This window comes from Brachybacterium sp., assembly GCF_052095815.1.
In the GTDB taxonomy this organism is placed as follows: domain Bacteria; phylum Actinomycetota; class Actinomycetes; order Actinomycetales; family Dermabacteraceae; genus Brachybacterium.
The window spans coordinates 1-22364 of the sequence record NZ_JBQDLF010000001.1 but is presented as its reverse complement, the minus strand read 5'-3'; the positions used below and the strand labels follow the sequence as shown (position 1 = coordinate 22364).

Below are 22364 nucleotides of genomic sequence, written 5' to 3'. Positions count from 1 at the left end.
CAGTGCTCGGCGAGATCGACGTTCGGTACAACTTCGCTGACCGAATATGGTCCGAACGTCGATCTCGCGGCAGGGCCCGGAGGGGTCAGCCAGCAGTGGCGGTGCCGACGCGGGCCCCTTCGGGGACCTCGCCGCCCTCTTCGCCGAGCACGGCGTCCCCGATCACAGAGACATCGGCTCCGAAGGTCCAGTCGCCCTGCACATCCAGGCTGCTGGCCTCCTTGAGCGAGGGCACCCCGTGCGGGAAGCGCGGCTCGAAGTCCTGGATCAGCTTGTAGGCACCGCTGTGCAGCGAGACCGCGGGCACCGTGTCCACCTGCTGCACGAGCGCGGCCCGCTCGTCGAGAGTGTAGGCGTCCGAGCGCACCAGCAGCAGATCGCTGGTCGCCTTGACCGGCAGGAAGCGGTCGCGGCCGACAACGATCGCGGTCGCGCCGTCGAACACCTCGATCGCCGCTCCCATCGCGGATTCGATCTGGTAGACGGGGGTGCTGGCTTTGTCGGCCGGATCCACCGTCTTCTCGTTGCGGATCAGGGGCAGGCCCATGATGCCGTCGCGTTCTGCGAGCACCGCGGCCATCTGCTCGAGGTCGAACCAGAGGTTGTTGGTGTGGAAGAACGGGTGGCGATGCTCATCGGTGAAGAAGTCCATCTCCTCCTCGGGTGTCTGCGCGGTATCGCGCAGGATGAGTCGGCCGTCGGACTTCCGCACCGCGAGGTGACCGCCCTTGCGATCGGCGGGGGTGCGACGGCACAGCTCTGCGGCATAGGGCGCGCCGGTGGAGGCGAACCAGGAGGCGATCACGGGGCTCGGCACGGTGCCGAGGTTGTCCGAGTTCGAGACGGAGGCGTACTTGAAGCCGGCGTCCAGCAGCTGCTGGAGCAGGCCGGAGGTCTGCAGCGCGGTGTAGATGTCGCCGTGGCCGGGCGGGCACCACTCGAGCGAGGGGTCCGCCTCCCAGTCCACGGGGGTGAGATCGTCCTTCCGCAGCTTCGGCTCCTTGTTCTGCAGGAAGTCCAGGGGCAGGTCGCCGACGGGCAGGTCGGGATACTTCGCGAGCACCTCGAGGGTGTCCTCGCGGGTGCGGAAGGAGTTCATGAAGATCAGCGGCAGGCGGGAGCCGGTGCCGCGACGCGCGGCGAGGACCTGTTCGACGATGATGTCGAGGAAGCTCTTGCCATCGCGCACGGGCAGCAGCGACTTCGCCTGGTCCAGGCCCATCGAGGTGCCGAGCCCGCCGTTGAGGTTGATGATCGCCAGCTGGTCGAAGACCTGCTTGGCGTGACCGACGTCGATCTTCACGTCCTCGAGCAGCGGGGGATCGAGATAGGGGTCGATCGTGTCCTCAGGGATGGTGCCCGTGACGCCCTGCGCGAGCTGTTCGTAATAGTGGGAGAAGACGTCGATCGCAGTCTGTGCGACCCCTTCATCGGCCATCTTCTGCTGCGCGGCGGCGAGTCCTTCGTTGCTCATGGCACCAGCGTATCGGGGCGGACACCCTCTCTGCTGCGTCCACCCCGATCACCGGCAGCCTCAGCTCCCGAGCTCGAGCCGCGGCCAGTGCGCCAGCGCCCGCAGCACGGAGCGGTCGTGGGTCGCGACCACGACGGCCGACGGGGAGGCCTCGAGACCCTCGAGCAGGTCGTCGACCCCGCTGATGCCGAGGTGGTTGGTGGGCTCGTCCAGCAGCAGCACATCGGGACGCTCACGGAACAGCCCGGCCAGCGCTCGACGACGCCGCTCCCCCGGACTGCCGCGATGGACCCCGAGGGGTGCATCCTCCTGGGCGAGCAGCCCGAGTCGCGTCCGGCCGAGCACCCGCACGGATCCCGAGGTCGGCGCGAGCTCTCCCGCGAGCACCCGCAGCAGCGTCGTCTTGCCGGCGCCATTGGGGCCGACGACCAGCAGACGGTCCCCGCCCTCGAGCCGCAGCGTGGTCTCCCCCAGCCGGTCATCGACACGCACCGCGTCGGCCCGCAGCAGCGGCGTGCCGGCAGCGGTCCCCGCTGCCGAGAGGTGCAGTCGCGGCGGGGGCGGCGGCACGTCGAGGCGGTGCTCCTCGAGCCGGTCGATGCGTTCGTTCATCGCGCGCACGATGCCCGGGGCGCGGGACTGCCGCTGGTGTCTCCCGGTGCCCTTGTCCGGCCGCCACCGCGTGGAGAGGCGCGAGCGGGCGGCGTCAGCCTGCGAGCGCAGCCGGTCCTGTTGCTCCTGCTGGGCACGGTAGGCGTCCTCCCAGGCGGTGCGGTGGCGTCTCCTCGCCTCCTGCCATGCCTCGAGACCGCCGCTGACCAGCAGGGGCCGGGCATCGCGGGTGGGATCCAGGTCGAGGAACGCGGTGGCCACGTCTTCCAGCAGCGTCCGGTCGTGGGAGACGAGCGCGGCGGCGCCGGGATGCTCGCGCACGGCGCGGGCGAGGTGCTCGAGTCCTCGCGAGTCGAGGTGGTTGGTGGGCTCGTCCAGCAGCAGGAGGTCGTCGCGGGCGGCGATGACCCCGGCCAGGCGCACGCGGTAGCGCTGCCCGACCGACAGCGCTGCGAGCGGGCGGGCACGGTCGGTGACGGCCCCGACCTCCTCGAGCGCGACCTCCAATCGACGCAGTGCGTCCCAGGCATCCAGCGCGGTGACCAGGGCGAGCGCCTCGTCGTAGCGTTGCGCCGCCGCCACGGTGTCCTCGGTGAGCGCCGCGGCGGCGTCATCGAGCTCGCCCAGGGCTTCCAACGGGCGGGCGAGCAGCTCGTCAAACAGGTCACCGACGGTACGCAGGGCCTCGCCGTCGTCCGCGCCGGTGGCGAGCTCCTGCCGGACGATCCCGAGCGTGCCGTGGCGCTCGACGGTCCCGGCGTCGGGCTCGAGTATCCCGGCGAGGGCCTCGAGCAGGGTGGTCTTGCCGCGCCCGTTCTCGCCGACCACGGCGAGCCGTTCGCCGGGGGCCAGGGTGAGATCGACGTGGTCCAGGAGCACGCGGCCGCCGCGGGCCAGGCGCAGATCGCGGGCGCGCAGGTGCGCGGTGCCGGTGCTCGGCAGCGGGTGGGTGTGCTGAGTCATGTGGTGCCTTCCGGTGGTGGGGTGCACCGGGCATGGCGAAGTACCGCCCGGTGGAGGTCCGGACGACGGCGTGAGGGTGTGGTGGGGCGCCGCCGTCAGCGGCGGGCGCGGGGACGCGCGATCAGCATCGCGCTGGAGATTCGGCAGCACATGATTCCATCCTAGGCACACCCGACCGAAAGCGTCACGGGAATATCTCCTCCCTGTGTCACCCCTACGTTGACGGTCATGACTCCCTCCCTGCAGCAGTTGCGCGAGTTGGTCGACCAGCGCAGATCGAGCGCCGGGTGCTCGCCGAGCTGCGGAGATTCCGCGACCGGGGGAACGGCAGTATTCGTGTTGGCCAACGGCACTGACCGGGTCCCTGCGGAACTGCGCGAGCTCGGGCTCGACGGGTCCTCGGCACGGAGATGCTTCCCTCGCAGATCGTGCTGCTCGACGACTCCGAGGGACACGTGCGCGGTGCCGAGTCAGTCGGCTGGCAGGCAATCCTGCATCGCGCGGGCTAAGGGGCGCCCGCCCCTCCTCTAGAATCGACTGCTATGAGCACAGTCCTGTCCGCAGTCGCCTGGCCGTATGCCAATGGTCCCCGCCACATCGGCCACGTCGCCGGCTTCGGCGTCCCCTCCGATGTCTTTTCCCGCTACATGCGGATGGCCGGCCACGACGTGCTCATGGTCTCCGGCACCGATGAGCACGGCACCCCGATCCTGGTCGCCGCCGACTCCGAGGGCATCAGCGCTCGCGAGCTCGCCGATCGCAACAACCGCCTGATCGTCGAGGATCTGGTGGCACTGGGCCTGTCCTATGACCTGTTCACGCGCACCACCACCCGCAACCACTACCAGGTGGTGCAGGACATGTTCGTCACGGTGCGGGACAACGGCTACATGGTCGAGCAGGTCACCTCCGGCGCGATCTCCCCCTCGACAGGACGCACCCTGCCGGACCGCTACATCGAGGGCACCTGCCCGATCTGCGGTGCCGGCGGAGCGCGCGGCGACCAGTGCGACACCTGTGGCAACCAGCTGGACCCCACGGATCTCATCGACCCGGTCTCGCGCATCAACGGCGAGACCCCGAAGTTCATCGAGACCTCCCACTGGTTCCTCGACCTCCCGGCCCTGGCCGGGGAGCTGGGCCACTGGCTGGACGAGCGTGAGGCCACCGGGCTGTGGCGCCCGAACGTGATCCGCTTCAGCCAGAACATCCTCGAGGACATCCGGCCGCGGGCGATGACCCGAGACATCGACTGGGGCATCCCTGTGCCCGGCTGGGAGGACCAGCCGAACAAGCGTCTGTACGTCTGGTTCGACGCGGTGATCGGCTATCTCTCCGCCTCGATCGAGTGGGCGCGCCGGTCCGGTGACCCGGAGGCGTGGCGGACGTGGTGGAACGACCCCGAGACCCTCGCCTACTACTTCATGGGCAAGGACAACATCGTCTTCCATTCCCAGATCTGGCCGGCGGAGATGCTCGCCCAGAACGGGAAGGGCGACAAGGGCGGCGCGCCGGGGAAGTTCGGCGAGCTGAAGCTGCCCACCGAGGTGGTCTCCAGCGAGTTCCTCACCATGGAGGGGAAGAAGTTCTCCTCCTCCAAGGGGATCGTCATCTACGTCCGCGATGTGCTCGAGCGCTACCAGCCCGATGCCCTGCGCTACTTCATCTCCGCAGCAGGGCCGGAGACCCATGACGCGGACTTCACCTGGGTCGACTTCGTCTCCCGCACCAACAACGAGCTGGTCGCCGGCTGGGGCAACCTCGTCAACCGCACCGCCGCGATGATCGCGAAGAACGTCGGCGAGATCCCGGCCGCCGGGGAGTTCGAGGAGATCGACACCGCGCTGCTGGACCAGATCCGCGAGGGCTTCACGACCGTCGGCGGTCTCATCGAGGCGCACCGTCAGCGGGCGGCGATCGCCGAGATCATGCGCCTGGTGGGCGAGGCGAATGCGTACGTCTCCCGCACCGAGCCGTTCAAGATGAAGGCGGAGGAGCAGCGTCCCCGCCTGCTCACCGTGCTGCATGTGCTCGCCCAGGCCGTCACCGACCTGAACACCATGCTGGCCCCCTTCCTGCCGCAGTCCGCGAATGCGGTCGAGAAGGCGCTCGGTGGGACGCGCCAGATCGCACCGATGCCGCGCATCGACGAGGTCGAGGATCTCGACGGCGGGCCCGGCTACCCGATCATCACCGGGGATTACACGGACGTGCCCGCCTGGGGGCACCATCCCGTCGGCGTCGGCCAGCAGGTCGTCAAGCCCACCCCGATCTTCACCAAGCTCGACCCGGAGACGGCCGCGGCGGAGCTCGAGCGCCTCGAGGCCGCGGCAGAGGCCTGAGCCCGACATGTGACTCCCAGCCTTCTGTAGTCACACTTTCTCACCAAAGTGCTACTGCAGTGCGTGTGTGAGCACATATCCGGCGACCCCGGTGTCCGTGCCTCCCGTCGGCCGCCGCCCTGCAGGACCTCCTGGCCTTCATCGCACGGGATGACCTGCCGATCCTGCTCCACTCCGCGATCGCCCATGCACAGTTCGAGACCCTCCACCCCTTCACCGACGGCAATGGCCGCGCCGGACGCGCCCTGGTCCACGCGATGCTCAGCGGCAAAGGGCTGCTGACCACCACCGCCCCGGTCTCCGCCGATGACCGCGCAGCGCGCGCTGGCTCAGCTCACGGAGTCCGGGGCGCTCCGGGAGGCGACCGGCCGCTCGCGGAACCGCGTCTGGCAGCATCGCGGGATCCTCCGAATCCTGGACGCCCATGCCGCCGAGGTGCGCCGCTCCCGCTGACTGATGAAGGGACGCCCTACGAGGGGATACTGTGGAGCACCTCACATCCTCGGCAGGGAGGCGACGCATCATGTCCACACCCGCAGCACGGTCCGGAGGCGGCCAGGCACCGTCCCAGAGCCTGAACCCCAAGGTCGTCGTCATCAGCGTGGCGGCCGCCGTCGGCGGCTTCCTGTTCGGCTTCGACACCTCGGTCATCAACGGCGCCGTCAACGCCCTCTCCGACGAGTTCTCGCTCGGCGCGGGCCTGACCGGCTTCGCCGTCTCCTCCGCCCTGCTCGGCTGTGCCGTCGGCGCCTGGTTCGCGGGCACCCTCTCGAACCGCTACGGGCGGATCCCGGTGATGGTGATCGCGGCGACCCTGTTCTTCATCTCCGCGATCGGCTCCGGGTTGGCCTTCGGGGTCTGGGACCTGATCATCTGGCGCGTGGTCGGCGGTCTCGGCGTCGGTGCCGCGAGCGTCATCGCCCCCGCTTACATCGCGGAGGTCGCCCCGGCGAAGTTCCGCGGCCGGCTGGGCTCGCTGCAGCAGCTGGCGATCGTGCTCGGCATCTTCGTCGCCCTGCTGTCCAACGCCGTGATCGCGAACACCGCCGGAGGCGCGGCGGAGTCGTTCTGGTTCGGGGTCGCCGCCTGGCGCTGGATGTTCATGATCGAGTCGGTCCCGGCGGCGATCTACGGGATCATGGCGCTGTTCCTGCCGGAATCACCGCGTTACCTGATTGGCAAGGGAGAACTGGATCGCGCCTCGAAGGTGCTCTACGACTACACCGGTGAGCTCGACGTCAACCTGAAGATCGAGCAGATCCGCAAGACGCTCGAGCGGGAGGACAAGGAGAGCCTTCGTGACCTGCTCGGTGGGCGGTTCGGCCTCAAGCCGATCGTCTGGCTGGGCATCCTGCTGTCGCTGTTCCAGCAGCTGGTGGGCATCAACGTCATCTTCTACTACTCCACCACGCTGTGGCAGTCCGTCGGCTTCGACGAATCCCAGGCCCTGCTGACCAGCACCATCACCTCGGTGATGAACATCGTGGCGACGATCATCGCGATCCTGCTGGTGGACCGGGTGGGCAGGCGCCTGATGCTGCTGGTGGGCTCCGCCGGGATGACCGTGTCGCTGGGGCTGATGGCGCTCGCCTTCTCGTTCGGGGAGGTCGCCCCGGGCACCGAGACGATCGCGCTGCCCGATCCGTGGTCCACGGTGGCCCTGATCTCCGCGAACGCCTTCGTGATGTTCTTCGGCACCACCTGGGGCCCGCTGGTCTGGGTGCTGCTGGGCGAGATCTTCCCCAACAAGATCCGTGCCTCCGCCCTCGCCGTCGCGGCGGCGGCGCAGTGGGGTGCGAACTGGGCCGTCTCGGCCTCCTTCCCGACCCTGTCGAACATCGGGCTGACCTTCGCCTACGGCATCTACGCGGCCTTCGCACTGCTGAGCCTGGTCTTCGTGTTCCTCTGGGTGCCGGAGACGAAGGACCGCGAGCTGGAGGACATGGACTCCCTCGAGCTCGGGCGGCGCCGCCGGAACGGCGGCTGAGCGGCCCGGGCGCTCACCCCTCCAGGGTGGCCCGCGCCGCCGCGGCGATGTGCGCGGCGTCGATCCCGGCCCAGTCCAGCAGCTCCGCGGGCGTGCCGGAACCGGGCACGCCGTCGACGGCGAGGTGCTTGAGGTGCAGGTCGGTGAGCGGTTCGGCGGCCAGCGCCGCGAGCACTGCCGCGCCCAGACCGCCCTCGGCGTGGTGGTCCTCGGCCACCACGATCCGCCCACCGGTCGCGGCGACGGCCTCGCGCAGGCCCTCGGCGTCGATCGGCTTGATCGAGTAGGCGTCGATCACCCGGGCCCTGATCCCCTGCGAGGCGAGGGCCTCCGCGGCGGCCAGCGCCTCGTGGAGCGTCACCCCGGCGCCGACCAGCGTGACGGCATCCTCCGGGGAGCTGCGCAGGGTCTTCGACCCGCCGACGGGGAACGACTCCTCGGGCCCGTAGAGCACGGGATATCCACCGCGTGTGGTGCGCAGGTAGCTCACCCCTGGGATGTCGGCCATCTCCACCACCAGTGCTGCCGTGGACGTCGCGTCGCTGGGGTAGAGCACGGTCGAGCCCTGGGTCGCGGCGATCATCGCGAGGTCCTCGAGGCCCATCTGCGAGGGGCCGTCGGCGCCGATCTCGACCCCCGCGTGGGAGCCGACCAGTCGCAGGTCGACCCGGGAGACCGGGGCCATGCGGAGGAAGTCGGCGGCACGGGTGAGGAAGGCGGCGAAGGTCGAGGCGAAGGCGAGGTATCCGCGGGTGGAGAGCCCGGTGGCCGCCGCGACCATCTGCTGCTCCGCGATGAACATCTCGAAGAAGCGCTCGGGATAGGCCTCGACGAAGTCGGCGACACCGGTGGAGTTCGAGACCTCCCCATCCAGGGCGACCACCCGGGGATCGACCTTCGCGAGGGCGACCAGCGCCGGACCGTAGGCCTTCCGCGTCGCGACCTCCTCGCCCCTCTCGAAGGTGGGCAGCTCCACCGTGCCGCGCAGGGTGCGGTCGGCCGGCTCGATCTCGGGCGGCTTCTGGCCGCGCACCAGCAGGGACCTCTCGCCGCCGAGCGTCGCGATCGCCTCCTCGGACTTCTCCTCGGGCATCGGCTTGCCGTGCCAGCCGCTCTCGTCCTCGACGCCGGGGATGCCCTTGCCCTTGATCGTGCGGGCGAGGATCACCAGCGGCTTCTCGAGCTCGCCATCGGCCAGCGCCAGCGCCTCGTCGATCTTCGTGACGTCGTGCCCGTCGATGATCACGGCCTTCGCGCCGAAGGCCTCGACCCGGGCGGCGTAGGTGCCGAGGTCCCAGCCGAGCGCGGTCTCGCCGCGCTGGCCGAGCCGGTTCACGTCCACGATCGTGACCAGGTTGGTCAGCTGATAGTGCGATGCGGTGGCGAAGGCCTCCCACATGGAGCCCTCGGCCAGTTCGCTGTCCCCGGTGAGGACCCACACCCGGTAGGGGGCCTGCTCCAGGTGCTTGCCGGCGAGTGCGATGCCGACCCCGTCGGGCAGTCCCTGCCCGAGCGAGCCGGTGGCGACGTCCACCCAGGGCAGCACCGGGGTGGGGTGGCCCTCGAGTCGCTGGTCGAAGCGGCGGTAGCCCTCCATCAGTTCCTCATCGCTGATGACTCCGGCGGCTCGGTATACCGAGTACAGCAGCGGTGAGGCGTGGCCCTTGGAGAAGATCAGATGGTCGTTGCCGGGAGCCTCGGGGGCGTCCCAGTCGTAGCGCAGATGCCGCGCCATGAGGGTGGCCAGCAGATCCGCGGCGGAGAGGCTGGAGGTGGGGTGGCCGGACCCAGCGCTCGTCGAGGCGCGGATCGAGTCGACGCGCAGCTGGGCGGCGAGTTCTGGGACCTGGTCGAGTGCGAGGCCGTCGTGCAGGGTGCTCATCGTGACTCCTTTCGAGGCAGATCGTGCCTGGTGCCTCCACCGTAGGAGCCCGCCGCCGAGACCGGCAACCAACGACGACCGAGCGGTCGGTGGCGCGTCAGTGGCGCTCAGCGGTCGGAGGTCAGAGCTCGAACACCCGCAGCACCACCGCGTGCTCGCTCCCTGCGGCCTCTCCCCCACCGGTGAGGATCCCGGGGATGAACTCCTCGGGCAGCGGGTGCCCCGCAACGTGGGCGAGATACGCCTCGTGGGCGCGCAGCGAGTCCACCGCCGCCTGCACCTGCCCGGCGTCGACGCTCTTGGCATGGGTCGGCGCAGGATGTCCGGCCACGAGCAGGGCGCGGGCGCTCCACGCCTCGAGCCCCTCGACCTCACCCAGCTCCCGGAACACCCACGGGTTCGCGGCGTCGCGGGTGCCGTCCACCGCGGCGAGACCGGCCGCACGGTGGTCGGCCTGGTTGAGGCCGCCGTACGCCTCGACCTCGAAGTTCGTCGTCAGCACCAGGTCCGGCCGCACTGTCCGCACCACCCGGGCGATGTCCCGGCGCAGGGCGAGAGAGCCCTCGAGCATCCCGTCCGGGTGATCGAGATACCGCAGATCGGAGACCCCGACGATCTCGCAGGCCCGGCGCTGCTCCCGCTCCCGCAGAGGGCCGACGACATCCGGTTCCTCGGCCATCCCGGCTTCACCACGGGTGAGCAGCAGGTAGCTCACCTCGACCCCGGCTGCAGTCCAGGCGGCGACGGCGGCCGAGGCCCCGTACTCCATGTCGTCGGGATGGGCGACGATGCACAGCACGCGCCGCACCCCATCCTCGGGCAGTGGGGGCAGGGTCTGCGGCGTCTCGTCCATGGCCTCCACCCTAGGCGGGCTGGCGCTCGGCGGCGAGGTCTTTGACCAGGCGCTTCACGGCGGCCCGGCCAGCACGGTTGGCACCGATGGTCGAGGCGCCGGGGCCGTAGCCGATCAGATGGATCCGGGGATCACGGGCCACGGCGGTGCCGTCCATCATGATGCCTCCGCGACGATTGTGCAGGGACAGCGGCCGCAGATGGCGCAGCTCGTGTCGGAACCCGGTCGCCCACAGCAGCACGTCCAGCGACCTCGCTGAACCATCTGCCTCCTGCACCCCGTCCGGCGTGATGGCCGTGAACATCGGCCGACGCTCGAGGATCCCGCGGCGCTGAGCCTCTCGCAGTTCCGGGGTCCAGGCCAGTCCGGTCGCGGAGACGACGCTGCGCACCGGCAGTCCCTGCTGCACCCTCTCGGTCACTCCGGCGATGACCTCGCGTCCCACCTCTTCGGTGAAGGGTCGGTCCGCGAGGACAGGCTCCCGGCGGGTGTACCAGAAAGTCGCGCCCACCTCGGCGATCTCGAGCAGATGTCCCAGCGCGCTGATGCCACCGCCGATGATCCCCACCCGCTTCCCGGTGAAGTCCTCGGCGCTGCGGTAGTCGGCGGTGTGCAGCTGGCGGCCGCGGAAGTCCTTCGCCCCCGGGTAGGCGGGCCGGAACGGCCGGGTCCAGGTACCGGTCGCGTTGAACACGGCGCGCGTCCGCACCGGGGCCCGCCGCATGCCATCGGCTCCGACGGAGTGCACCAGCAGCGGGAGCTGCCCGCCGACATCAGGATCCGCCGACGGATCGTCCTCCACCAGCGTCACTCGCACCGGACGCTCGATCGGCACCTCGAAGCGCCGCTCGAAGTCCTCGAAATACGCCGGCACAGCGAGGTTCGAGGGCAGGTGTCCTGCCGCCTCGACAACGGGCATGCCCGGCAGCTCACGGATTCCGTTCACCGTCGCCATGGTGAGGCTGTCCCAGCGGTGGCGCCAGGCCCCGCCCGGGCCCTCCTCCGCATCGAGGATCACGACCTCCAGCCCGCCTCGCCGCAGCAGGTGATATGCGGCGGAGAGCCCCGCCTGTCCGGCGCCGATCACCACCACATCCGCGGTGCGCGCTGAGCTCTCCATACCGGGCACAACGGCACCCGCTCACGAGTTCTTCCCCGAGGCGACGGGAGTCACGCCTCCGTCGGCACCGCCGTGCTCACCGCCTGGGCCGCCTCGAGCCCCCGCACGAGATCCGCCCACAGATCCTCGAGGTCCTCGAGCCCGACGCTGAGCCGCACGGTCCCCGGCCCGACTCCGCAGGCAGAGCGCTGACCCTCGCTCAGGTGCGAATGGGTGGTGGTCCCGGGATGACAGACCAGGGAGCGGGCATCGCCGAGATTCACCGCGATGGTCCACAGCGAGAGCGCATCGCAGAAGGCCGCGGCCGCCGCCTCTCCCCCTGCGAGCTCGAGGGAGAACACCCCGGAGGTGCCCCGCGGGAAGTCTCGCCGCGCGAGGTGCGCATCCGGGCGACCCGGGATGCTGGGGTGCTCGACTGCGCTCACCCCCGGCAGCCCGTGCAACCTGCCCGCCAGCGAGGCGGCGTCCGCGCTGACCTTGCCCATCCGCAGGTCGAGGGTCTCGATGCCCACCAGGATCTGCTGGGCGCTCGCGGCGGGCAGGGCGGTGCCGAAGTCGGTGACGTACTTGGCGCGGGCGTAGGCCAGCAGGCCGGAACCTCCGCGCCGGTACTCGTCGGAGAAGGTCACGCCGAAGCGCCGGTTCGGGGTGGTGAGCCGCTGCCAGCGCTCGGGTCGTCGGCGCGGATCGAAGCGGCCGGTGTCCACGATCAGCCCGGCGATGGTGGTGCCGTGCCCGCACAGGTACTTGGTGGCGGAGTGCACCACCAGATCGGCGCCGTGTTCCCCGGGCCGGTAGAGGGCGGGACTGGCGAGCGTGGAGTCGACGACCACGGGGACGCCATGCGCATGGGCGATGGCGGTCAGCGCGGCGAGGTCCACCAGCTGGGCGCCCGGATTCGCGATGGACTCCACGATCGCCGCCCGGGTGCGCTCGGTGAAGGCGGCCTCCCAGGCGACGAGATCCCACGGATCCGCGACCGTGCAGGTGACACCGAAGTCGGCGAGGGTGTCGTCGAGGAGCTCGGTGGTGCCTCCGTAGAGCCGTGAGGAGGCGACCACGTGCCCCCCGGGGGCGGCCAGCGCACACAGCGCGATCGTGGTCGCGGATTGGCCCGAGGCGACGGCGATCGCGCCGATCCCGTGCTCCAGTGCGCTGATCCGCTGCTCGAGCACCGCCGTGGTCGGATTCCCGGAGCGGGAGTACGCGTAGCCCTCGGCGCGCCGCTCGAACAGCGCCTTGAGCGCGGAGTGGGAGGTCTGAGCGTAGGCGCTCGAGGTGTAGACGGGCGGCGTCAGCGCGTGATGGCCGTCGACGGCGGGAGCCCATCCCGCGTGTATCCCTGCCGTGCTCATGACGCCTCCTCGAGGTCTCCGGTGCTCACCGGATCATCGTCGGACGGCGCGGGGACGGCGCGCGAGATCTATGACGGACTATGGCCCTCCGCGACCACTGTGCCGTCGACTGCTGTGCCGTCGGCGGCCCAGATCCCCGAGCTGCCCCGGCGATGGGAGCCCAGCAGGTGGGTGTCGACCACCCCCAGCGCCTCCATCAGCGCGAACATGGTGGTGGGGCCGACGAACCGGAAGCCGCGGCGCTTGAGCTCCTTCGCCAGCGCCACCGATTCGACGCTCGTGGTGGGCACCTCCGCCGGGGTGCGGGGCAGCGGAGTCCGCGCCGGCCGGTAGGACCACACCAGATCCGCGAGCGTGGTCCCCGGGCCTCGCTCGTCCCGCAGCGCGATCGTCGCGCGAGCATTGGAGATGGTCGCCTCGATCTTCCCGCGGTGCCGGATGATGCCCGCGTCCCCCAGCAGACGCTCGACGTCCTCGGAGCCGAAGCCCGCGACGGCCTCGATGTCGAAGCCCACGAAGGCCCGCCGAAAGCCCTCCCGACGGCGCAGGATCGTGGCCCAGCTCAGCCCGGACTGGAAGCCCTCGAGCGCGAGCCGTTCGAAGACGCCGCGCTCGTCCCGCACCGGCATCCCCCACTCGGTGTCGTAATAGAGGCGCAGGTCATCGTGCGTGGACGCCCAGGCAGGGCGGGCCAGCTCGTCGGGTCCGATGATCAGGTCCATGACGGGTGCTCCGTCTCAGTCGTCGATCCTGCCGACCGGCTCGCGCTTCTCCGCCTGGAACTGGTCCTCGATGCGTCCCAGAGCCCAGTAGGCGGAGATCGAGATCTGCGCGCGAGGGATGCCGGACTCCTTCACCAGCACCCGGCGCAGCTGCTTGGTGATGCCCCGTTCGACGTGGCAGAACACCTGCAGGCCGTCGTGGTCGGTGAGGTCGAGCGCGGCGACCGCATCGACCAGCAGCTCGCGCTCGCCGATCAGCCAGTTCAGCTCCACCCCGGCGGGATGCTCGAGCGTGAGGCGGTCCTCCTCGCTCTCGAGCTGGATGAGCACCGTGCCGACCGCACCGGGGGCCATCGTCTCAAGGGCGGCGGCGATCGCGGGGACGGCGGCGTGGTCGCCGATCATCAGGTGACGGCGAGTCTCCGGCTGCGGGGTGTAGCCACCGCCGGCACCGGACATGGCGATGCGCTCCCCCGGCTGTGCCTCGTCGGCCCAGCGGGCGGCGACGCCGTTGTCCTGCCCGTCGCCGTGGAGGACGACGTCGAGCTCGAGACGCTGGTTCTCGTCATCCCAGCGGCGCACGGTGTAGGTGCGGCGCGCAGGCAGCAGCTCCGGGCTGTGCTCGCGAAGCGCCTCCATGTCATACGGGGGCTGCAGGCCGGACGCCGGGTCCGCGATGAGCAGCTTGACGTAGGCGTCGGTGTGCTCGTTGCGGTTCAGCGCGGCGTAGCCCTCGCCGCCGAGGGTGAGGCGCAGCAGGCGTGGCGAGATGCGGGTCTTGCTCAGCACCTCCAGCACGGCCTGGGACTGGGGACGGCGCGCGGAGCGCTCCGCGGCAGTCTCGGCGGGGGCAGGCGATTCAGTGGTGGTCTGCATGTGGTCCAGTTTACGCTACGTGCCGCTTACGTAAATGAATGGGGAGGGAGATCGCACCTCCTCTAGGCTGGGCCGATGAGCACACAGTCCCTGCCAGAGGTCGACGCGGTCGTGGTGGGTTCAGGACCCAACGGCCTCGCCGCCGCCGTCACCCTCGCCCGGGCCGGGCTCTCGGTGCAGGTGCTCGAGTCCCAGCCGACGATCGGTGGCGGTGCCCGCACCCTCGATCTCGGCCTGGCGACCGGGATCGTGCACGACATCTGCTCCGCCGCGCACCCCCTGGCCCTGGCGAGCCCCTTCTTCGAGGCCTTCGACGTGCAGGCCCGCGGAGTCCGGGCGATCGCCCCGACCGCCTCCTACGCCCAGCCCCTGGACGATCAGCCCGCGGCGATCGCCTGGCACGACCTCGAGCGCACCGTGGACGGTCTCGGCGCCGACGGCCCCGCCTGGCGCGCCACCGTCGGCACTCTCGCCCGCCATCAGGACCTGGTCGTCGAGATCGCCCTCGGGGACAAGCGCTCGATCCCATCGGCGCTGCTGACCCCACGGACGCTGCTGGCCGCGCCGGTCTTCGGCGCCCTGATCGGCCTCCAGGGCACCGCGGCGTGGAATCTGCCCTTCCGCACCGAGCGGGCCCGCGCCCTGCTGGGCGGCGTGGCCGCCCATGCCATCGGCACGCTGCCCTCGCTCGCGCTGTCGGCGACCGCGGGGCTGCTCAGCGCGATCGGCCACGGGGTCGGCTGGCCGATCCCCGTCGGCGGCTCGCAGTCGATCATCGATGTCCTGGTGGAGGACCTGCAGGCCCATGGAGGGCAGATCCTCACCGGCCATCACGTGCGCACCTGGCGTGATGTGCCGCCCGCTCGGGCGGTGCTGCTGGACACCCCGGCGGGTGCCGCGGCGGACATCCTCGCGAACCGGCTGCCGGCCTCGCTCGAACGGGCGCTGCGCCGTTTCCCCCATGGCGATGCCGCGGCGAAGGTCGACTTCGTGCTGTCCGGCCCCGTGCCCTGGCGGGATCCCGAGGTGGGTGAGGCCGGGACCCAGCACCTCGGCGGCACTCGCGCGCAGATGGCGCACGCCGAGGCGCAGGTCGCCGCGGGGCGCGTGCCCGAGCATCCGATGGCGCTGGTCAGTGATCCATCGATCGCGGACCCCTCCCGGATCCAGGGCGGACTGCGCCCGCTCTGGGCCTACGCCCATATGCCCGCCGGGGACACCACCGACCCCACGGAGCTGGTGACCCGCCAGATCGAGCGCTTCGCTCCCGGCTTCCGCGACCTGATCGTCGCTTCCCAGGGGATCCCCGCCTCGCAGATGTCCCTCCACAACCCTGCCCTCGTCGGCGGCGACATCTCCATGGGCCGGGTCACGATGACCGGGATGATCGCCCGTCCCACCGCGCGCCTGGATCCCTATCGCCTGGCGGAGACCGGCTGGTACCTGTGCTCACAGGCGACCCCGCCGGGACCGGGGGTGCACGGCATGTCCGGCTGGCACGCCGCGCGCCGGGCCCTCGCGCACGAGTTCGGCATCCGGGAGCTGCCGGACCTCTCCCCGTCACCGGCACAGAGAGGTTCTGCCGTTCTCGGCGACTGACGGATCACACAGCCCGCCCCCTGTGTTGAATTGCGATACCACATGTCACAAGATGGCTCACCGTGAATTCTTCAGACGGCCCTGCACTGGATCCCACCCCTCCCGGCGCGGATCCGCACAACCCCTCCGGCCGCAGCTTCCTGGGTCAGCCGGGACCGCTGGCGAACCTGTTCAGCGTCGAGCTGTGGGAGCGCTTCAGCTTCTACGGGATGCAGGGCATCCTCGCGATCTACATGTATTTCGCCGCCACCGAGGGCGGGCTCGGGATCGACGAGACCGTCGCGCTCGGCATCGTCGGCGCCTACGGCGGTTCGGTGTATCTCTTCTCGATCCTGGGCGCACTGGTCTCGGACCGGTTGCTGGGCCCGGAGAAGACCCTCTTCGGCAGCGCCGTGATGATCATGCTGGGGCACATCGCCCTGGCCGCACTGCCCGGGATCCCCGGATTGATCACCGGTCTGCTGCTGGTGGGCGTCGGCTCGGGCGGACTGAAGTCCACTGCCGCGACCCTGGTGGGTTCGCTCTACTCGCGTGATGATCCGCGACGCGACGCAGGCTTCTCGATCTACTACATGGGCATCAACATCGGCGGCCTGCTGGGCCCGCTGATCACCGGCTTCGCACAGCAGCTGTGGGGCTTCCACCTGGGCTTCGCCCTCGCGGCCGTGGGCATGGCCGTGGGCCTGCTCCAGTACGCGCTGACCCGCAAGGGCCTGCCCGAGAGCGTCCATGCCGTGCCCGATCCCCTGCCGCGCTCGCAGTACCCGCTGTGGGCCGGGATCGCCGCGGGCACCGTGGCGCTGGTGCTGGTGCTGGTACTCACCGGGACGCTGAACGCCGGGAACCTCGCCACCGTCGTCGCGGGCCTCGCGGTGGTCGGCGCGATCGTCATCTTCGCTCTGCTGCTCGCCTCGAAGAAGCTCGACGCCGACGAGCACTCCCGGGTGCTCGCGTTCATCCCGCTGTTCATCGGCACCGCCGCATTCTTCGCACTGTTCCAGCAGCAGTTCACCGTGATCACCCTGTACTCGGACACTCGCCTGGATCGCGAGATCTTCGGCTGGACGATGCCGATCTCGTGGGTGCAGTCCTTCAACCCGTTCTTCATCATCGCGCTGGCCCCGGTGCTGGCGGCGGTCTGGACGAAGCTCGGTCCGCGCCAGCCCTCCACGCCGCGGAAGTTCGGCGTGGGCATCATCCTGATGGGCACCGCGTTCCTGCTGTTCCTGCCGATGGCGTCCGTGGTCAAGGTGCCGGTGATGTGGATCGCGCTGATCATGCTGGTCGCCACCGTCGGCGAGCTGTGGCTCTCCCCTGTCGGGCTCTCGCTCGCCACCAAGCTGGCGCCGCGTGCCTACCCGGTGATGATGATGGCGCTGTACAACCTCTCGGTCGCGCTGGGCACCTCGCTGTCCGGATCGCTGGCGACCTTCTACTCGGCGGAGAACGAGGTGGGGTACTTCGGCGCGCTGGGCGCGGTCACGATCGCGATCGGCCTGCTCATGCTGCTGATCGCCAAGCCCGTGGGCACCGCGATGCGCGGCGTGCGCTGAGCGTCCGGACTCAGGTCCCCAGCACGGGGAGCAGGACGCCGATCACGGCGCACACGATGCCCAGTCCCCCGGCTGCCCGCAGCAGCAGCCGGGCGCTGGGGTCGCCCCAGCCCTTGAGCAGCCCGAGGGCCAGGAAGAGGACGAAGCAGAGCACCGCGATCGCGCCGACGACGCTGAGCAGGACGATCATCGCCGATTCCCCACGACGGCGAAGCTGACGCCGATCACCGCGCAGAGGATCCCGAGCCCGCCGGCGACCGTGTTCAGCGTCGCTCCCGCCTCTCCGCCGATCGCGATCGAGAGCAGGAAGGTCAGCACGGCGAGCAGCCCGACCAGGGTGATGGCGATGAGCTGGAGGCGGCGGATCGGAGGGACGGCGACGGACTCTGGGGTGGATGCCATCTCCCCACCCTAGGAGGACTTGGACAAGTGTCCAATGAGTCACCTGTTCAGTCGCGCAGCAGCGCCACCACCGCCACGAGCAGCGCCTCCGAGCCGGTGAAGAGGTCCTGATCCTGCTCGAGCGCCCCGAGCGCCACCAGGCCCTCCAGGTCGTGCCTCACCCGCATCCACCGCGCGACCTCCTCACGATCCTCGAGTACCGACGGGTCCGCGCTGCGGAGGTCCTGCATCCGCAGTCCACCCTCGCGGCAGGCGATCATCAGGGCGGCCAGCGTGTCCGGCATCCCCCGGAAGCCGCCGTCCTCGACGTCCCGGGCATCCCTTCCCAGCAGCAGCGCCGTCAGCACCGCATGGCCGAACTCGACGAACCCGGCAGAATCCTCCGCAGCAGCGACGAAGGGGATCGGGCCCCGTTCCCGATGCACCCGGCCGGCGCTGACCTCGAGCCAGCCGCCGTCTCGCAGAGTCACCCAGGGGCCGACGATCTCCGGGTGGTCCCACATGCTGCGGACGTTCCGCTCGAGCCCGCACCGCGCCAACAGCGCAGCGGCGTCCGCCCGCCCGAGCGCACCGGTGGCGGTCACCCGCCTCCCCTGGCCCACGAACTCCAGCAGTGCGACGGTGCAGCGCACGAAGCTGTTGGTCGCATAGTCCTCGGCGTCCTGCTCGAGGTCGAGCGACATCAGCGCCTCGCGCGAGGCGGAAGGCTCCGGCAGGAACCAGGGCCAGCCCGCCGGTATCTCCGCCTCCTCCTGCACAGCTCTCAGCGCGGCAAGGCGGTCGTAGGGCCGTGCGGGAGCATCGAGCCGGCCGGTCTCGCTCAAGGCGACACGCTCCTCGTCGGCCAGTGAGTTGTACCAGTGCATATAGGCGGCGAGCTCCTGCTCGTCCTCGAGATCGATGCCGAGGCTCATCCCATAGCCCAGGATGTTGGTGGAGAAGGAGCGGCGGGTGGGGTCATCGGCCGCCTCGAGGGCCGCGAACTCGAGCTCGGCGAGCTTCGCGGGCACCGCGTCGACGCTCATCGAATCGGGATCCCAGCGCCCGGTCTCACGCAGATAGGTGAAGAACCGCTTCAGCGTGGGCACCATGTCCATCACCTGCTCACGTGGCTGGATCACGGTGCGCGGGACCACCTCGGTGAGCAGTTCGACGACGAGGTCCTCGGTCCAATGCCCGGGATCGGCGCTGTTCAGCTGATCTGCCTTGAGCCGCAGCAGCGTCTCGAGCGTACGGACCTCTTCGACGGCCGGGGCATCGTCATCAGCCGTGACCCTCCAGGTCCCGTACTCCGACAGCACCAGCTCCCGCTCGCGCTGCTGTGCCTGCTGCTCGTCCATCATCCCTCCAGCATGACGCCACGAGCCCCCTCATGCCAGCGACCGCTCACAGCCCGCCCCGCCGCGCGGCGCCCGCATCGAGCATCCGCTGAGCACGGGCGATGGTGCCGGAGTCGTAAGCCCCGATCGAGCGCGCCTCATTGAGGGCGTCCTGCTGGACTTCCAGCAGCAGCTGGGTGAGCTCCGGCAGCTGCGCCTCCGGAGATTCCGGGGCACCGGATCGACCAGGCTCTGCGGAGCGGTTGTGGAGCTGCCGCACCTTCTCCAGCACTGCACTGTCGAAGGGCTCCCCGCCGCGCCGCTTCAGATCCGGGTTGTCGAGGACTTGGACAGCGGAGGCTTCCCGCAGCTCCCCCAGCAGCAGCGAGAGCTCGCGCTGGGCCTGCTCCTCATCGGTGCCGCGGATGCCGAGCACCCGGATCAGCAGCGGCAGGGTCCCGCCCTGGCCCACCAGGGTCACCAGTGCCACGACGAAGGCGAGCAGGACCAGCTGCGAACGGTAGGGGAAGTCCAGGGGCAGCGACTGGGCGGCGGCGAGGGTGACCACACCGCGCATCCCGGCCCATGCGATCACGGCCCCGCCGCGCAGGCCCAGCCCATTGCCGGCGTAGAACCGGGAGTCGGCATGATGCCGCTGCAACCAGCGCTCGATGCGGACCCGCATCCCGGGCAGGAAGCTCAGCCCCAGCCCGAGCAGCACCAGCACGATCGGAGTGGCAACTCCGAACTTCCCGGCGAAGTAGGAGGACGCGACGATCAGCAGCACGCCGACGACGGCGACGAGCTCGAGCTGTTCGACTCCCACCCCTGATCCTAGGACCGCGGCGCGCAGGGCGACACGCAGTGTTCGGTTGCCGTGCAGGCCGCGGCCACCCGACCGTCCGCAAGAATTCGATGGCCCTGGAGGCTGTGATCGACAACACTGGAGATGCCCGGGGCCTCGAGCATCACGAGCTGCACACCGGTTCCGGGCTGCACGCAGCAGCCGAACATCGGAGGTGACTCGATGGCACAGGTGCGGGTCTACAACCTCGGATTCGACCCCGAGACCGGGATCGGCGAGCTCCTGCACACCACCAGCGTGCGCCACGCCTTCGGCATGATCCGGCGGGAGGTCGCGAACCCGGTCGAGCTCACGATCGTCCAGGACAGGATCCTCCCCACTGCTCTCGAGCTCACCCGTGAGCTGAGCGGGGCCTGGGTGGAGGGCGCTGGGCAGCGCTCGATCGGCTTCTCCTATCGGGCGATCCATGAGCGGGATCGCTGGACCTGCGCGTACTGCGGGCGGCCCGTCTCCAAGAGCCCACCGTGCGAGGGCCTGCTCGCCACTGTGGACCACATCCTCCCGGTCTCTCGCGGAGGCCCGTCGTCCTGGACGAATCTGGTCTCCGCCTGCAAAGAGTGCAACAACCGCAAGGCGGACCGCACTCCGGCGGAGGCGGGCATGCCACTGCGGGTGCGCCCCTATGACCCGGCTCTCGCCCAGCGGGTGCTCCTGGCCGGGGGCCGGTTCCCGCTGCTGATCAGCGGGTGACCGCCACCAGGCGCAATGTGGCAACGTGAGCATCGCCGCACCCCCACTCAACAGCAGATATCTCATCTGTGAGTTACGGTCGCTGGATGACTGAGAACGAGGACTACCTGGCACGGATCGGCACTCTGATCCGTGACGCCCGTCAGCACTCCGGCCTCACCCAGGCCCAGCTCGCCACCGAGCTCGGCACGAGCCAGAGCGCCGTGAACCGCATCGAGAAGGGTCAGCAGAACCTCACGCTGGAGACCATTTCGAGGATCGGGTCGGCGCTCGACTCGGAGCTCGTGGGCCTCGGGACCTCCGGGCCGAGCCACCTTCGCGTGCAGGGCGAGACCACCCTCTCCGGTGTGATCGATGTGAAGTCGTCGAAGAACGCGGGCGTTGCTCTGCTGTGCGCGTCGCTGCTGAACACGGGAACCACGGTGCTGCGCAAGGTCGCGCGCATCGAGGAGGTCAACCGGCTGCTCGAGGTGCTCACGTCGATCGGCGTGAAGGCCACCTGGCTCAATGCGGACAACGACCTCGAACTGCGCGTTCCGGCAACCCTGGACCTCTCCTCGATCGACGCGGACGCCGCCCGCCGCACCCGCTCGATCATCATGTTCCTGGGTCCGCTGCTGCATCGCGCCGGGAAGTTCCAGCTCCCCTACGCGGGGGGCTGCGATCTGGGCACCCGCACGGTCGAGCCGCACATGTCGGCGCTGCGCCACTTCGGTCTCGAGGTGGTGGCCACCGACCACCACTACCAGGCCAGCACCTCCCCGATCTCCGGGCCGCGGCGCCCGATCGTGCTCACCGAGCGCGGCGACACCGTCACCGAGAACGCACTGCTGGCCGCGGCGCTCTACGACGGCGAGACCGTCATCCGCAACGCAAGCCCGAACTACATGGTCCAGGACCTGTGCTTCTTCCTCGAGAAGCTCGGTGTGACGATCGAGGGCATCGGCACCACCACGCTGCGCGTGCAGGGGAAGTCCGCGATCTCCACCGACGTCGACTACGCCCCCAGCGAGGACCCGATCGAGGCGATGAGCCTCATCTCCGCCGCGATCGTGACCCGGTCGAGCATCACGGTGCGCCGGGTCCCGATCGAGTTCATGGAGATCGAGCTCGCGCTGCTCGAGGAGATGGGCCTGCAGTACGACCGCTCCGAGGAGTACCTGGCGGAGAACGGGAAGACCCGCCTGGTGGACATCACCACCCATGCCTCGGATCTGAAGGCACCGATCGACAAGATTCATCCCATGCCGTTCCCCGGCTTGAACATCGACAACCTTCCGTTCTTCGCGGTGATCGCCGCGACCGCGGAGGGGCAGACGATGCTCCACGACTGGGTGTACGAGAACCGCGCCATCTACCTCACCGAGCTCACCAAGCTCGGTGCGAACGTGAAGCTGATGGATCCGCACCGAGTGCTCATCGAGGGGCCGACGCGGTGGAGCGGCGCGGAGCTGGTCTGCCCGCCGGCGCTGCGCCCGGCCGTGGTGATCCTGCTGGCGATGCTCTCCGCGAAGGGCACCTCGGTGCTGCGCAACGTCTACGTCATCAACCGTGGCTACGAGGATCTGGCGGCCCGGCTCAACAAGCTCGGAGCTCGGATCGAGACGTTCCGGGACATCTGAGCCCGCGACTGCTGCTGCGCATGGGCCTGGGCCTGACCTGGGCCTGGGCCTGGGCTAGAACGGTGGTTCGGTCTCGTCGTGGGTGGGGTTGGGTGGGATGATCCGGCGTCCTCCGCGGTGGGAGTAGG

General features: G+C 70.0%; 19 protein-coding genes and 1 pseudogene. 8 read left to right on the top strand and 12 right to left on the bottom strand.

Annotated elements, in window-relative coordinates:
* Window positions 1–85: 85 nt before the first annotated feature.
* Window positions 86–1474 carry a UTP--glucose-1-phosphate uridylyltransferase gene (locus tag ACTH43_RS00100; protein WP_441442897.1) on the bottom strand — a complete coding sequence of 463 codons (1389 nt, stop codon included), beginning with the start codon at window positions 1472–1474 and terminating at the stop codon, window positions 86–88.
* Between the two features lie 60 nt (window positions 1475–1534).
* On the bottom strand, window positions 1535–3049 hold the full coding sequence (locus ACTH43_RS00095; RefSeq protein ID WP_441442896.1) for an ATP-binding cassette domain-containing protein: 1515 nt from the start codon (window positions 3047–3049) through the stop codon (window positions 1535–1537).
* Window positions 3050–3591: 542 nt separating this feature from the next.
* Here ACTH43_RS00095 and metG point away from each other — a divergent pair.
* The 4 genes and pseudogenes from metG to ACTH43_RS00075 all read left to right on the top strand — a co-directional run bounded on the left by metG (window position 3592) and on the right by ACTH43_RS00075 (window position 7378).
* On the top strand, window positions 3592–5391 hold the full coding sequence (gene metG / locus ACTH43_RS00090) for a methionine--tRNA ligase (RefSeq protein WP_441442895.1): 1800 nt from the start codon (window positions 3592–3594) through the stop codon (window positions 5389–5391).
* Window positions 5392–5468: 77 nt separating this feature from the next.
* Window positions 5469–5594: pseudogene (locus ACTH43_RS00085) on the top strand (hypothetical protein); the annotation flags it as partial.
* A 103-nt stretch (window positions 5595–5697) separates the two neighbouring features.
* A complete protein-coding gene (locus ACTH43_RS00080; protein WP_441442894.1) occupies window positions 5698–5844 on the top strand; it encodes a hypothetical protein in 147 nt (48 codons plus the stop codon).
* 70 nt (window positions 5845–5914) lie between these two features.
* Window positions 5915–7378 carry a sugar porter family MFS transporter gene (locus ACTH43_RS00075; protein WP_441442893.1) on the top strand — a complete coding sequence of 488 codons (1464 nt, stop codon included), beginning with the start codon at window positions 5915–5917 and terminating at the stop codon, window positions 7376–7378.
* Between the two features lie 13 nt (window positions 7379–7391).
* Here ACTH43_RS00075 and ACTH43_RS00070 read toward each other — a convergent pair whose 3' ends face one another.
* The 6 genes from ACTH43_RS00070 to ACTH43_RS00045 form a co-directional block, all read right to left on the bottom strand.
* Window positions 7392–9260, bottom strand: a complete 1869-nt coding sequence (locus ACTH43_RS00070; RefSeq protein WP_441442892.1) for a transketolase — start codon at window positions 9258–9260, stop codon at window positions 7392–7394.
* A 121-nt stretch (window positions 9261–9381) separates the two neighbouring features.
* On the bottom strand, window positions 9382–10113 hold the full coding sequence (locus ACTH43_RS00065; RefSeq protein ID WP_441442891.1) for a PIG-L deacetylase family protein: 732 nt from the start codon (window positions 10111–10113) through the stop codon (window positions 9382–9384).
* Window positions 10114–10123: 10 nt separating this feature from the next.
* Entirely contained in the window at window positions 10124–11233 is a 1110-nt protein-coding gene (locus ACTH43_RS00060; RefSeq protein WP_441442890.1) for an FAD-dependent oxidoreductase, read from the bottom strand.
* Between the two features lie 50 nt (window positions 11234–11283).
* Window positions 11284–12588 carry an O-acetylhomoserine aminocarboxypropyltransferase/cysteine synthase family protein gene (locus ACTH43_RS00055; protein WP_441442889.1) on the bottom strand — a complete coding sequence of 435 codons (1305 nt, stop codon included), beginning with the start codon at window positions 12586–12588 and terminating at the stop codon, window positions 11284–11286.
* Between the two features lie 68 nt (window positions 12589–12656).
* The gene (locus tag ACTH43_RS00050) at window positions 12657–13310 is read right to left on the bottom strand and encodes a DNA-3-methyladenine glycosylase I (RefSeq protein WP_441442888.1); all 654 of its coding nucleotides are present in this window, start codon (window positions 13308–13310) and stop codon (window positions 12657–12659) included.
* 15 nt (window positions 13311–13325) lie between these two features.
* A complete protein-coding gene (locus tag ACTH43_RS00045; RefSeq protein ID WP_441442887.1) occupies window positions 13326–14186 on the bottom strand; it encodes a siderophore-interacting protein in 861 nt (286 codons plus the stop codon).
* A 75-nt stretch (window positions 14187–14261) separates the two neighbouring features.
* On the opposite strand from ACTH43_RS00045, the gene ACTH43_RS00040 reads away from it, so the two are divergent.
* Window positions 14262–15785, top strand: a complete 1524-nt coding sequence (locus ACTH43_RS00040) for a phytoene desaturase family protein (RefSeq protein WP_441442886.1) — start codon at window positions 14262–14264, stop codon at window positions 15783–15785.
* 62 nt (window positions 15786–15847) lie between these two features.
* Window positions 15848–17338, top strand: coding sequence for a peptide MFS transporter (locus ACTH43_RS00035; protein ID WP_441442885.1), 1491 nt, complete (start codon window positions 15848–15850; stop codon window positions 17336–17338).
* Window positions 17339–17348: 10 nt separating this feature from the next.
* On the opposite strand, the gene ACTH43_RS00030 is transcribed toward ACTH43_RS00035, so the two are convergent.
* The 4 genes from ACTH43_RS00030 to ACTH43_RS00015 are packed head-to-tail and all read right to left on the bottom strand — an operon-like array spanning window position 17349 to window position 19885.
* Window positions 17349–17528, bottom strand: a complete 180-nt coding sequence (locus ACTH43_RS00030) for a hypothetical protein (protein ID WP_441442884.1) — start codon at window positions 17526–17528, stop codon at window positions 17349–17351.
* Window positions 17525–17740: a hypothetical protein gene (locus ACTH43_RS00025; protein WP_441442883.1), complete on the bottom strand. Its 216-nt coding sequence runs from the start codon at window positions 17738–17740 to the stop codon at window positions 17525–17527. The genes ACTH43_RS00030 and ACTH43_RS00025 overlap by 4 nt, the downstream gene beginning before the upstream one ends.
* Before the next feature lie 47 nt (window positions 17741–17787).
* Complete coding sequence (locus tag ACTH43_RS00020) at window positions 17788–19083, bottom strand: hypothetical protein (RefSeq protein WP_441442882.1); 1296 nt, start codon at window positions 19081–19083, stop codon at window positions 17788–17790.
* A 43-nt stretch (window positions 19084–19126) separates the two neighbouring features.
* Window positions 19127–19885, bottom strand: coding sequence for a hypothetical protein (locus ACTH43_RS00015; protein WP_441442881.1), 759 nt, complete (start codon window positions 19883–19885; stop codon window positions 19127–19129).
* Window positions 19886–20086: 201 nt separating this feature from the next.
* Here ACTH43_RS00015 and ACTH43_RS00010 point away from each other — a divergent pair, with 201 nt between their 5' ends.
* Together ACTH43_RS00010 and ACTH43_RS00005 are read left to right on the top strand one after the other, a co-directional pair.
* On the top strand, window positions 20087–20614 hold the full coding sequence (locus ACTH43_RS00010; protein ID WP_441442880.1) for an HNH endonuclease: 528 nt from the start codon (window positions 20087–20089) through the stop codon (window positions 20612–20614).
* An 86-nt stretch (window positions 20615–20700) separates the two neighbouring features.
* Entirely contained in the window at window positions 20701–22236 is a 1536-nt protein-coding gene (locus ACTH43_RS00005; protein ID WP_441442879.1) for a UDP-N-acetylglucosamine 1-carboxyvinyltransferase, read from the top strand.
* Window positions 22237–22364 lie beyond the last annotated feature (128 nt).

Bases quoted from the DNA above. Each gene is read 5' to 3' on its own strand.
- ACTH43_RS00100 (WP_441442897.1), bottom strand. From the start codon at position 1,474: ATGAGCAACGAAGGACTCGCCGCCGCGCAGCAGAAGATGGCCGATGAA.
- ACTH43_RS00095 (WP_441442896.1), bottom strand. From the start codon at position 3,049: ATGACTCAGCACACCCACCCGCTGCCGAGCACCGGCACCGCGCACCTG.
- metG (WP_441442895.1), top strand. From the start codon at position 3,592: ATGAGCACAGTCCTGTCCGCAGTCGCCTGGCCGTATGCCAATGGTCCC.
- ACTH43_RS00080 (WP_441442894.1), top strand. From the start codon at position 5,698: ATGACCGCGCAGCGCGCGCTGGCTCAGCTCACGGAGTCCGGGGCGCTC.
- ACTH43_RS00075 (WP_441442893.1), top strand. From the start codon at position 5,915: ATGTCCACACCCGCAGCACGGTCCGGAGGCGGCCAGGCACCGTCCCAG.
- ACTH43_RS00070 (WP_441442892.1), bottom strand. From the start codon at position 9,260: ATGAGCACCCTGCACGACGGCCTCGCACTCGACCAGGTCCCAGAACTC.
- ACTH43_RS00065 (WP_441442891.1), bottom strand. From the start codon at position 10,113: ATGGACGAGACGCCGCAGACCCTGCCCCCACTGCCCGAGGATGGGGTG.
- ACTH43_RS00060 (WP_441442890.1), bottom strand. From the start codon at position 11,233: ATGGAGAGCTCAGCGCGCACCGCGGATGTGGTGGTGATCGGCGCCGGA.
- ACTH43_RS00055 (WP_441442889.1), bottom strand. From the start codon at position 12,588: ATGAGCACGGCAGGGATACACGCGGGATGGGCTCCCGCCGTCGACGGC.
- ACTH43_RS00050 (WP_441442888.1), bottom strand. From the start codon at position 13,310: ATGGACCTGATCATCGGACCCGACGAGCTGGCCCGCCCTGCCTGGGCG.
- ACTH43_RS00045 (WP_441442887.1), bottom strand. From the start codon at position 14,186: ATGCAGACCACCACTGAATCGCCTGCCCCCGCCGAGACTGCCGCGGAG.
- ACTH43_RS00040 (WP_441442886.1), top strand. From the start codon at position 14,262: ATGAGCACACAGTCCCTGCCAGAGGTCGACGCGGTCGTGGTGGGTTCA.
- ACTH43_RS00030 (WP_441442884.1), bottom strand. From the start codon at position 17,528: ATGATCGTCCTGCTCAGCGTCGTCGGCGCGATCGCGGTGCTCTGCTTC.
- ACTH43_RS00025 (WP_441442883.1), bottom strand. From the start codon at position 17,740: ATGGCATCCACCCCAGAGTCCGTCGCCGTCCCTCCGATCCGCCGCCTC.
- ACTH43_RS00020 (WP_441442882.1), bottom strand. From the start codon at position 19,083: ATGATGGACGAGCAGCAGGCACAGCAGCGCGAGCGGGAGCTGGTGCTG.
- ACTH43_RS00010 (WP_441442880.1), top strand. From the start codon at position 20,087: ATGGCACAGGTGCGGGTCTACAACCTCGGATTCGACCCCGAGACCGGG.
- ACTH43_RS00005 (WP_441442879.1), top strand. From the start codon at position 20,701: ATGACTGAGAACGAGGACTACCTGGCACGGATCGGCACTCTGATCCGT.